This is a genomic window from Zoogloea dura (assembly GCF_012927165.1).
In the GTDB taxonomy this organism is placed as follows: Bacteria; Pseudomonadota; Gammaproteobacteria; order Burkholderiales; family Rhodocyclaceae; genus Zoogloea; species Zoogloea dura.
This window is the reverse complement of record NZ_JABBGA010000002.1, coordinates 136412-145938: the sequence shown is the minus strand read 5'-3', so window position 1 is coordinate 145938 and position 9527 is coordinate 136412. Positions and strand designations below refer to the sequence as shown.

Here is a 9527-nt window from a genome sequence, read left to right as displayed (position 1 = left end):
CGAGACTGGCGAGGCCAGGACCGAGTCGCTCTGGGGCGGCGAGTGCCGGTGTTGAATTCTGCACAACACGCATCTGGCGGGCACGACGCATCAGGACCGAAAAACCGTTAATTAGTATATTTCAAAACGATGGCCTTGAGTAAAGCACCCGCGGTAAGCCGTGTTTCCGTCGATGAAGGCAGCGCCGGGCAGCGCATCGACAACTTCCTGGTGCGGATCTGCAAGGGCGTGCCGAAGAGTCACGTCTATCGCATCCTGCGCAGCGGCGAGGTGCGCGTGAACAGCAGGCGGGTCGATCAGACCTACCGCCTCCAGGAGGGGGATGAGGTGCGCATCCCGCCGATCCGCCTGGCCGAAAAGGCCGAGGTAGCGGTGCCGGTCGGTAGGCCCTTCGATATCGTCTACGAGGACGAAGCCCTGCTGGTGCTCGACAAGCCGGCCGGGCTGGCCGTGCACGGGGGGAGCGGGGTGAGCTTCGGGGTGATCGAGCAGTTACGCCGGCAGCGGCCGGAGGCGAAGTTCCTGGAGCTGGTGCATCGGCTCGACCGGGAGACCTCGGGATTGCTCATCGTCGCCAAGAAGCGCAGCGCCCTGACCGTGCTGCACGACATGATGCGGGAGGGGCGGGTGCAGAAGCGCTACCTGACCCTGGTGGCGGGGCGCTGGCTCAATCTGCAGCAGCACGTCAAGCTGCCGCTCCACAAGTACCTGACCGAGGAGGGGGAGCGGCGTGTCAGCGTCAATCCCGAGGGCAAGCCGGCCCATAGCATCGTGCGCCTGCTGAAGCGCTGGCATTCATGCAGCCTGGTGGAGGTGGAATTGAAGACCGGCCGTACCCACCAGATCCGCGTGCATCTGAGCCACCTGGGCTTTCCGCTATACGGCGACGACAAGTATGGAGATTTTGCTCTCAACAAGCGGCTCGACAAGGTCGGGCTGAAGAGAATGTTCCTGCATGCGGCGAAGCTGGCCTTCCGCCATCCGCTGACCGATCAGTCGATTGAACTTGCCGCGGCCTTGCCGGCCGAACTCGAAGAGTATGTGGTGGCTGTCGAGCAGGCCGAGGAGAGGGAGTATGGCTAAGCGTTTTGAGCTGATTGTCTTTGACTGGGACGGTACCTTGCTGGATTCGGCGGGGGCCATCGTCCAGGCGATCCAGGCGGCAAGTGCCGACCTGGGGCTGCCGGTGCCGCCGGATGCGCGTGCCCGCCATGTCATCGGCCTCGGGCTCGGCGACGCCTTGCGTCATGCCGTGCCGGAACTGGCGGAAGCGGACTACCCGAAGATGGTTGAGCGCTATCGTTACCACTACCTGGCGTCGGATCATGAACTCAACCTGTTCGAGGGGGCCTGCGAGCTGATCGAGTCCCTGCATGCCCAGGGGCGCCTGCTGGCAGTGGCGACGGGCAAGAGCCGCAAGGGGCTGGCGCGGGCGCTCGAGCATTCGGGGCTGGGGCCGTTCTTTCACGCCACCCGCTGTGCCGACGAGTGTTTCTCCAAGCCTCATCCGGCCATGCTGGAGGAGCTGATGGACGAGCTGGGTGTCGCGAGCGAGGCCTGCCTGATGATCGGCGATACCACCCACGATATGCAGATGGCCCGCAACGCGCGGGTGGCAGGCCTGGCGGTGAGCTTCGGCGCGCATCCGGTGGAGCAGCTGCTTGCCGAGTCGCCGCTTGCCTGCGTGCATACGCCGGTCGAGCTGCGTGCCTGGCTGGAGGCGCATGCGTGATCTGCGCGTCAGGCGACCTGCTTGATGGCGGGGATGGCATCCGTTTCACCGTAACCCGACCGACCGGCGAGGAGCCCGCGTTTGTGGTGCGCCACGGGGGGCGGGTGCGTGCTTACCTGAATCGCTGTGCCCATGTGCCGGTGGAGCTAGACTGGCAGCCCGGCCGCTTTTTTGATTCGGATCGACGCTACCTGATCTGCGCCACACACGGCGCCCTCTACGAACCAGGTAGCGGCTACTGTTTTGCGGGGCCCTGCAAGGGCCGGACCCTGGTGCCTGTCGAGGTGGAGGAGCGGGACGGCGGCGTCTACCTGGTGGGGTGACGGGGTTTTGCGCTGTGGGTTTCGGGCGCCGCCAGGATCAGGAACACGGTTGGCCGGCGGGCCAGGTCGGGGGCGTCGCCCTTGCGCCATGCGGCGATGCTGCGGCTGGCGATCCACTCCTCGCCCTGGGTCAGGTCACGGGCCACGCACAGGCGGGTGTCCGGCTGGCAGTGCTGGCGCAGGGCCTCGAACAGGCGGTCGTTGCGATAGGGCGTCTCGATGAACAGCTGGGTGCGGGCGAAGCGGGCGGATTCGGCCTCCAGCTCGCGGATGCGCCTGTCGCGGCCGGCCTCGTCCACCGGCAGGTAGCCGTGGAAGGCGAAGCTCTGGCCGTTGAGTCCGGAGGCCATCAGGGCCAGCAGCAGGGACGAGGGGCCTACCAGCGGGGCGACGCGGATGCCGCGCTCGTGGGCGCGGCGGACGAGCAGGGCGCCAGGGTCGGCCACGGCCGGGCAGCCGGCTTCCGACATCAGGCCGGCATCGGCGCCTTCCACGAGCGGGGCGAGCAGGCTGTCCAGATCCGTCTGTCCGGGCTTCTCGGGCAGCTCCCGGATGTCCAGGTCGCGCAGCGGCCCGGGGTGCTCCAGGCGTTTCAGCTCGGCGCGGGCCGTCTTGGCGTTCTCGACGACAAAGTAGTGGAGCCCGCGTGCCACTGCGGCGACGTCGGTCGGGGTGGTCAGGCTGCTGGCGGTGTCGAGGCCAAGGCTGGCGGGGATCAGGTAGAGGGTGCCGGGCATGGTCAGGGCAGGGTGACGCCTTCGTTGCGCAGCATGCGGGCCAGGGCGATCAGGGGCAGGCCCACCAGTGCAGTGGGGTCGTCGCCGCTCAGGGCTTCCAGCAGGGTGATGCCGAGCCCTTCGGATTTGGCGCTGCCGGCGCAGTCCAGCGGGCGCTCCTTGTCTACATAGCGGACGATTTCCGCCTCGGAGAGTTGGCGGAAGCGCACTTCGGTCGGGACTGCGTCCACCTGGAGCCGCCCGTTGCGGGTATTGAGCAGGGCCAGGGCGGTGTGGAAGATCACCGTCTTGCCGCTCATGGACCGGAGCTGCGCCACGGCACGCTCCACGCTGCCCGGCTTGCCGAAGCGGGTGTTGCCCATGTGTGCGACCTGATCGCTGCCGATGATCAGCGCGTCGGGGTGGTGCTCCGCTACGGCGCGGGCCTTCTGTTCGGCAAGGCGTCCGGCCGTGGTGGCGGGGCTTTCATCCGGCAGGGGTGACTCGTCGATGTCCGGACGAGCGGTTTCGAAGGGGAGGCCGAAACGCTGCAGGAGTTCGCGGCGGTAGGCCGATGTGGAGGCGAGGACGATTTTCATGGGGGGCGACGCCGACGGGAATGCCCGGCGACAGTGATGCAGGGTTTTGACACAGGGAGCCGAAAATAATATCATGCCGCGCTTATGTCGCAAGAAAGCTTCATCACCGATCTGCGAGCGCTGGCCAGAGATGGGCGCCGCGTGCAGGCAACGGTTCCGGTAGAGAGCTTCGGCCGTTTGGTCGAGTCCCTGCTCGAGCCTGTCGGGACGATGACTTTCGAGTTTCAGGGTGAGCGTGACGACGAGGGCAAGCTCTACGTCGATCTGTCGATCCGGGGTGACCTGGTTCTGCAGTGCCAGCGCTGTCTTGAGGCTGTGGTGTGGCCCTGTGAGGTGCAGAATCGTCTGCTCCTGATCCGTCCCGGCGAGGCTTTGCCGGAAGACGAGCTCGAGAACGACGAAATCGACGCGCTTGAAGTGGAGCCCTCGACGGATCTGCTGGCGCTGGTGGAGGATGAAGTGCTCCTCGCCATGCCTCTGGTGCCCCGCCACAATGATTGCGAACCGCCGGTGAAGGCCGGCGTCGATGAAGAGATTTCGCCCTTCGCCGTCCTGCGCCAGTTGCGCGGCAAGGTTTAAGTATTCCTCAAGGAGTGTTTCATGGCTGTCCAACAGAACAAGAAGTCCCCGTCCAAGCGCGGTATGCATCGTTCCCACGATTTCCTGGTTGCCCCCCCGCTGGCCGTCGAGCCGACCACCGGCGAAGTGCACCTGCGTCATCACGTGTCGCCGTCCGGCGTCTACCGTGGCAAGAAGGTTGCCAAGGCCAAGGGCGAGTAATCTCCCTGCTTCGGAAGCGGCGCGACGCCTTCGGGTGATCGCGCCGTTTTTGCAAATGAAATCAACTTTCTGCGCCGTATGACCGTCACCCTGGCGATTGATTGCATGGGGGGCGATCACGGCCCCTCGGTGACCGTGCCCGCGGCCCTGCATTTCATGCGGGCTGATCGCGAAGCACGGGTCGTGCTGGTCGGGCGCGCCGAGGCCATCGAGCCCCACCTGGGTACCGCCCAGGCGGAGTTCGGCGAACGGCTGCGCATTCAGCGTGCTTCCGAAGTGGTGGGCATGGACGAGCCGCCGGCTCTGGCCATGCGCAGCAAGAAAGACTCGTCAATGCGCGTCTCGGTGGATCTCGTCAAGTCGGGCGAGGCACAGGCGGCCGTGTCCGCTGGCAACACCGGCGCGCTGATGGCGATCTCCCGCTTCGTCCTCAAGACCCTGCCGGGCATCGACCGTCCGGCGATCTGCAGTACGCTCCCCACCCTGCGCGGGCAGACCCATGTGCTCGACCTGGGCGCCAATGTGGACTGCACGCCCGAGCATCTCCTGCAGTTCGGCATCATGGGGGCCATGCTGGTGGCGGCGGTGGAGCACAATGAGCGGCCCAGCGTCGGTCTGCTCAACATCGGTGAAGAGGAAATCAAGGGCAACGAGACCGTCAAACAGGCCGGAGAGCTGCTTCGTAACAGCGGCCTCAATTTCTACGGTAACGTGGAAGGCAATGACATCTACAAGGGCACCGTGGATGTGGTCGTCTGTGATGGTTTCGTCGGCAATGTGGCGCTCAAGACCTCCGAAGGCCTGGCCCAGATGATGGCCACCTTCCTGCGCGAGCAGTTCTCCCGCAACTGGCTCACCAAGCTGGCGGCGATCTTCGCTATGTCCGCCTTGAAGGGCTTCAAGCACAAGCTCGACTCCCGGCGCTACAACGGCGCTGCCCTGCTCGGCCTTCGCGGCGTGGTCGTCAAGAGCCATGGTTCCGCCGATGCCTTTGCTTTCGAGCAGGCGATCTGGCGCGCCGCCGAAGCTGCCCGCAACCGACTCATCGAGCGCATCAGCGAACGAATGGAACGCGAAAGGTCTGCCGCATGATCCATGCACGCGTGGCCGGGACAGGCAGTTTCCTGCCTGGCAAGCCCGTTACCAACAATGATCTGGTGGCACGGGGGATCGACACTTCCGATGAGTGGATCACCGAGCGCACCGGCATTCACGCCCGCCATCTGGCCGAGCCTGACGTCACGTCGAGCCAGCTGGCCTATGAGGCCAGCATCCGGGCGATCGAAGCGGCGGGCTGTCTGCCCGGCGACATCGACCTGATCATCGTCGCCACCTCCACGCCGGACTGCATCTTCCCCAGTACCGCCACCTTGCTGCAGGCGAAGCTGGGCATCACCAATGGCGGCGCGGCTTTTGACCTGCAGGCGGTCTGTGCCGGTTTTGCGTACGCGCTCGCCACGGCGGAGAAGTTCATCCGTTCGGGCAGCCACAAGCGCGCCCTGGTGGTCGGTGCCGAGGTGTTCTCGCGCATCCTGGACTGGAATGACCGCGGCACCTGCGTGCTGTTCGGCGACGGTGCGGGTGCCATCGTGCTCGAGGCGTCGGATGCGCCGGGCATCCTGGCGTCGGCAATCCATGCGGATGGCAGCTACAACCCGATCCTGTGCGTGCCCGGCCAGATCAACCGCGGCAGCGTGACCGGCGATCCCTTCCTGCGCATGGATGGCCAGGCGGTGTTCAAGTTCGCGGTCAAGGTGCTGGCCGATGTGGCCCGGGAGGTCGCGGAGATCGGTGGTGTCTCCCTCGACGAGGTGGACTGGCTGATTCCGCATCAGGCCAACATCCGAATCATTCAAGCTACCGGCAAGCGCCTCGGTGTGTCCATGGGCAAGGTGATCGCCACGGTCTCGCATCATGGCAACACCTCGGCCGCCTCCATTCCCCTGGCGCTCGACGAAGCGGTGCGGGACGGTCGCATCCAGCGCGGCCAGAAAGTCATTCTCGAAGGCATCGGCGGCGGTTTTGCGTGGGGTGCCACGCTGCTGCGGTTCTGAGCCTTTTCAATCCGTCGTGCTTGTTTAAGCCCATTCAAAGGTAGGCAACGATGAATTTTGCTTTCGTGTTTCCGGGGCAGGGCTCCCAGTCGGTCGGCATGATGGCCGCCTACGGCGAGTCCGCCGTGATCCGCCAGGCCTTTGCCGAGGCGTCCGAGGCCCTGGGCCAGGATCTCTGGCAGATGGTGGCGGAAGGTCCGGCCGAGGTGCTGGCCCAGACCGTCAATACCCAGCCCTTGATGCTCACCGCTGGCGTTGCGGTCTACCGCGAGTGGATTGCCCGTGGTGGCGCGGCTCCGTCGCTGGTGGCCGGCCACAGCCTGGGGGAATACTCCGCGCTGGTGGCTGCCGGAGCCCTCGATTTTGCCGAGGCCGTCAAGCTGGTGCGCCTGCGCGCCCAGGCGATGCAGGAAGCGGTGCCCCAGGGCGAGGGTGCCATGGCCGCGCTGCTGGGCCTGGACGAGCCGGCGGCAGCCGAAGCCTGTGCCGAAGCGGCGCAGGGTGACGTGGTGTCCGCCGCCAACCTCAACAGTCCTGGCCAGATCGTGATCGCCGGTTCCAAGGCGGCTGTGGAGCGTGCGATTGCCGCCGCCAAGGCGCGTGGCGCCAAGCGTGCCGTGCTGCTTCCGGTCAGCGCGCCCTTCCACTGCGCGCTGATGAAGCCTGCTGCTGAACGCCTGCAGCAGCGCCTGTCCGAGATCGAGGTGCGCGTGCCGTCCATCCCGGTGCTCAACAATGTGGATGTGGCGGTTGAAGATCAGCCCGCCCGCATCAAGGATGCCCTGGTGCGCCAGGCCTATTCGCCGGTGCGCTGGATCGAGACCGTGCAGGCAATCGCCCGCAGCGGCGCCACCCATGTGTTCGAGTGCGGCCCCGGCAAGGTGCTGGCCGGCATGACCAAGCGCATCGAGGGCAGCCTGCTGGGCGGAGCTATCGCCGATGTGGCGAGTCTGGAAGAAACGTTGAAGACCACGGGGGAAGCATGAGTCAGGTATTGCAAGGTCAGGTCGCGCTGGTGACCGGCGCATCCCGCGGCATCGGTCGCGCCATCGCCCTGGAGCTCGGTCGACTGGGCGCCACTGTGGTGGGGACCGCAACGTCCGAATCCGGCGCTGCCGACATTCAGGCGGCTCTCGAGGCGGCCGGCATCAGCGGCCGCGGACTGGCGCTGGATGTGACCAGCGCGGAGGCCTGCGAGGCGGCCATCGCCGATATCGAGAAGACGCTGGGCGCGGTGGCGGTGCTGGTCAATAACGCCGGCATCACCCGTGACAACCTGTCGATGCGCATGAAGGATACCGAGTGGGATGCGGTGATGGACACCAATCTCAAGGCGGTCTTCCGCATGTCCAAGCTCGTGATGCGCGGCATGATGAAGGCCCGTGGCGGCCGCATCATCAACATCACCTCGGTGGTGGGCAGCTCCGGCAACGCCGGCCAGGCCAACTACGCCGCGGCCAAGGCCGGTGTGGCGGGCATGACCCGCGCGCTGGCGCAGGAGCTGGGCAGCCGCAACATCACGGTCAATTGCGTTGCGCCGGGCTTTATCGATACCGACATGACCAAGGAATTGCCCGAAGCCCAGCGCGAGGCCCTGCAGGGCAAGATCGCCCTTGGCCGCCTCGGCAAACCCGAAGAGATCGCGGCCGTCGTAGGCTTTCTGGCCTCGCCCGCAGCTGCTTACGTGACGGGGGCGACCCTGCACGTGAACGGCGGTATGTACATGGCGTAAGTCTCGCCGCGCTGGCGAGGGTGCGCGTTTTTGGTAGAATGCGGGGGTTTTTGAATTCACCCGCCAAATTGGGAAGGAGTTACACAAATGGAAAACATCGAACAGCGTGTCAAGAAGATCGTTGCCGAACAACTCGGCGTGAACGAATCCGAGATCAAGAACGAATCCTCTTTCGTTGATGATCTGGGTGCCGACTCCCTCGATACCGTCGAACTGGTGATGGCCCTCGAAGAAGAGTTCGAGTGCGAGATCCCCGACGAAGAAGCCGAGAAGATCACCAGCGTTCAGCAGGCGATCGACTACGTCACCGCTCATCTCAAGAAGTAAGACTCCCGGAGCCTGCCTTGACCCGTCGCAGAGTCGTCGTAACCGGCCTTGGCGTCATTTCGCCGGTCGGCAATACCGTGGCTGAAGCTTGGGACGCCATTACCAACGGGCGTTCCGGCATCGGTGAAATCACCCGCTTCGATACCTCGTCCTTCCCGGTGAAGATTGCCGGTGAAGTGCGTGATTTCGATCTTGCGGCCTATCTTTCTCCGAAAGAGGCGCGCCGGATGGATGGCTTCATCCATTACGGCCTCGCTGCGGGCATCCAGGCTTTCCGTGATTCGGGCATCGAAGTCACCGATGCCAACGCCCACCGGATCGGTGTCAACATCGGTTCCGGTATCGGCGGCCTGCCCATGATCGAGGATACGCACAACGATTTCCTCGCCGGCGGCCCCCGCAAGATTTCCCCCTTCTTCATTCCCGGCACGATCATCAACATGATCTCCGGCAACCTGTCGATCATGTTCGGCCTCAAGGGCCCGAACCTGGCGGTGGTCACGGCCTGCACCACCGGCCTGCACGCCATCGGCATGAGCGCCCGGATGATCGAGTACGGCGATGCCGACGTGATGGTCTGTGGCGGTGCCGAGTCCACTGTGACGCCCCTGGCGGTTGGCGGCTTCGCCTCTGCCAAGGCTTTGTCCACCCGCAATGACGACCCGGCCACCGCCAGCCGTCCGTGGGACAAGGACCGCGACGGCTTTGTGCTGGGCGAAGGTGCCGGCGTGCTGGTGATCGAGGAATACGAACACGCCGTGAAGCGTGGCGCCCGCATCTATGCCGAGCTGGCTGGTTTCGGCATGAGCGGCGACGCGTATCACATGACCGCGCCGGATACCGACGGCCCCCGCCGCAGCATGGTTAACGCCCTGCAGAATGCGGGCGTCAATCCGGACGAGGTGCAGTACGTCAATGCTCACGGTACGTCCACGCCGCTGGGTGACAAGAACGAGACCGAGGCCATCCGGCTCGCCTTCGGTGCTGATGCGGCCAAGAAACTGGTGGTCAATTCCACCAAGTCCATGACTGGTCACCTGCTCGGTGGTGCCGGCGGTCTCGAGTCGGTGCTGACGACCCTGGCGATCTACAACCAGGTTTCGCCCCCCACCATCAACATCTTCGAGCAGGATCCGGCCTGCGATCTGGACTACTGTGCCAACGTGGCCCGCCCGATGAAGATCGACGTGGCCGTGAAGAACAACTTCGGCTTTGGCGGCACCAACGGCACGCTGGTGTTCCGCAAGGTCTGAGGCCATGGGGC

General features: G+C 65.2%; 13 protein-coding genes. 11 read left to right on the top strand and 2 right to left on the bottom strand.

What is annotated here, in order from left to right; all coding sequences use genetic code 11:
- Positions 1-129: 129 nt before the first annotated feature.
- The 3 genes from HHL15_RS03570 to HHL15_RS03560 are packed head-to-tail and all read left to right on the top strand — an operon-like array spanning position 130 to position 2055.
- Positions 130-1083 carry an RluA family pseudouridine synthase gene (locus HHL15_RS03570; protein WP_169144449.1) on the top strand — a complete coding sequence of 318 codons (954 nt, stop codon included), beginning with the start codon at positions 130-132 and terminating at the stop codon, positions 1081-1083.
- Positions 1076-1732: an HAD-IA family hydrolase gene (locus HHL15_RS03565; RefSeq protein ID WP_169144448.1), complete on the top strand. Its 657-nt coding sequence runs from the start codon at positions 1076-1078 to the stop codon at positions 1730-1732. The genes HHL15_RS03570 and HHL15_RS03565 overlap by 8 nt, the downstream gene beginning before the upstream one ends.
- Positions 1729-2055 (top strand): Rieske (2Fe-2S) protein, encoded by a 327-nt coding sequence (locus tag HHL15_RS03560; protein WP_328824985.1) that lies wholly within the window; start codon positions 1729-1731, stop codon positions 2053-2055. Before HHL15_RS03565 ends, HHL15_RS03560 begins: the two co-directional genes overlap by 4 nt.
- Here the strand turns inward: HHL15_RS03560 and HHL15_RS03555 are convergent.
- Both HHL15_RS03555 and HHL15_RS03550 read right to left on the bottom strand, forming a co-directional pair.
- Entirely contained in the window at positions 2040-2792 is a 753-nt protein-coding gene (locus tag HHL15_RS03555) for an SAM-dependent methyltransferase (RefSeq protein WP_169144447.1), read from the bottom strand. The two genes, HHL15_RS03560 and HHL15_RS03555, sit on opposite strands and share 16 nt — an antisense overlap.
- Positions 2793-2794: 2 nt before the next feature.
- Entirely contained in the window at positions 2795-3370 is a 576-nt protein-coding gene (locus HHL15_RS03550; protein WP_169144446.1) for a Maf family protein, read from the bottom strand.
- 84 nt (positions 3371-3454) lie between these two features.
- Between HHL15_RS03550 and HHL15_RS03545 the strand changes: the two genes are divergently transcribed.
- The 8 genes from HHL15_RS03545 to fabF all read left to right on the top strand — a co-directional run bounded on the left by HHL15_RS03545 (position 3455) and on the right by fabF (position 9516).
- Positions 3455-3949, top strand: coding sequence for a YceD family protein (locus HHL15_RS03545; protein WP_169144445.1), 495 nt, complete (start codon positions 3455-3457; stop codon positions 3947-3949).
- 21 nt (positions 3950-3970) lie between these two features.
- A complete protein-coding gene (gene rpmF / locus HHL15_RS03540; protein ID WP_079435603.1) occupies positions 3971-4150 on the top strand; it encodes a 50S ribosomal protein L32 in 180 nt (59 codons plus the stop codon).
- 78 nt (positions 4151-4228) lie between these two features.
- The gene (gene plsX / locus HHL15_RS03535; protein ID WP_169144444.1) at positions 4229-5242 is read left to right on the top strand and encodes a phosphate acyltransferase PlsX; all 1014 of its coding nucleotides are present in this window, start codon (positions 4229-4231) and stop codon (positions 5240-5242) included.
- Positions 5239-6204, top strand: coding sequence for a beta-ketoacyl-ACP synthase III (locus tag HHL15_RS03530; RefSeq protein ID WP_169144443.1), 966 nt, complete (start codon positions 5239-5241; stop codon positions 6202-6204). The genes plsX and HHL15_RS03530 overlap by 4 nt, the downstream gene beginning before the upstream one ends.
- A gap of 50 nt (positions 6205-6254) precedes the next feature.
- Positions 6255-7190, top strand: coding sequence for an ACP S-malonyltransferase (gene fabD / locus HHL15_RS03525; protein ID WP_169144442.1), 936 nt, complete (start codon positions 6255-6257; stop codon positions 7188-7190).
- The gene (gene fabG, locus HHL15_RS03520) at positions 7187-7936 is read left to right on the top strand and encodes a 3-oxoacyl-ACP reductase FabG (RefSeq protein WP_169144441.1); all 750 of its coding nucleotides are present in this window, start codon (positions 7187-7189) and stop codon (positions 7934-7936) included. The genes fabD and fabG overlap by 4 nt, the downstream gene beginning before the upstream one ends.
- A gap of 87 nt (positions 7937-8023) precedes the next feature.
- Positions 8024-8263 (top strand): acyl carrier protein, encoded by a 240-nt coding sequence (gene acpP, locus HHL15_RS03515; RefSeq protein ID WP_079435598.1) that lies wholly within the window; start codon positions 8024-8026, stop codon positions 8261-8263.
- Between the two features lie 17 nt (positions 8264-8280).
- Entirely contained in the window at positions 8281-9516 is a 1236-nt protein-coding gene (fabF, locus tag HHL15_RS03510; RefSeq protein WP_169144440.1) for a beta-ketoacyl-ACP synthase II, read from the top strand.
- Positions 9517-9527 lie beyond the last annotated feature (11 nt).

Excerpts from the sequence above, each read along its gene's own strand:
- HHL15_RS03570 (WP_169144449.1), top strand. The coding sequence starts at position 130 with ATGGCCTTGAGTAAAGCACCCGCGGTAAGCCGTGTTTCCGTCGATGAA.
- HHL15_RS03565 (WP_169144448.1), top strand. The coding sequence starts at position 1,076 with ATGGCTAAGCGTTTTGAGCTGATTGTCTTTGACTGGGACGGTACCTTG.
- HHL15_RS03555 (WP_169144447.1), bottom strand. The coding sequence starts at position 2,792 with ATGCCCGGCACCCTCTACCTGATCCCCGCCAGCCTTGGCCTCGACACC.
- HHL15_RS03550 (WP_169144446.1), bottom strand. The coding sequence starts at position 3,370 with ATGAAAATCGTCCTCGCCTCCACATCGGCCTACCGCCGCGAACTCCTG.
- HHL15_RS03545 (WP_169144445.1), top strand. The coding sequence starts at position 3,455 with ATGTCGCAAGAAAGCTTCATCACCGATCTGCGAGCGCTGGCCAGAGAT.
- rpmF (WP_079435603.1), top strand. The coding sequence starts at position 3,971 with ATGGCTGTCCAACAGAACAAGAAGTCCCCGTCCAAGCGCGGTATGCAT.
- plsX (WP_169144444.1), top strand. The coding sequence starts at position 4,229 with ATGACCGTCACCCTGGCGATTGATTGCATGGGGGGCGATCACGGCCCC.
- HHL15_RS03530 (WP_169144443.1), top strand. The coding sequence starts at position 5,239 with ATGATCCATGCACGCGTGGCCGGGACAGGCAGTTTCCTGCCTGGCAAG.
- fabD (WP_169144442.1), top strand. The coding sequence starts at position 6,255 with ATGAATTTTGCTTTCGTGTTTCCGGGGCAGGGCTCCCAGTCGGTCGGC.
- fabG (WP_169144441.1), top strand. The coding sequence starts at position 7,187 with ATGAGTCAGGTATTGCAAGGTCAGGTCGCGCTGGTGACCGGCGCATCC.
- acpP (WP_079435598.1), top strand. The coding sequence starts at position 8,024 with ATGGAAAACATCGAACAGCGTGTCAAGAAGATCGTTGCCGAACAACTC.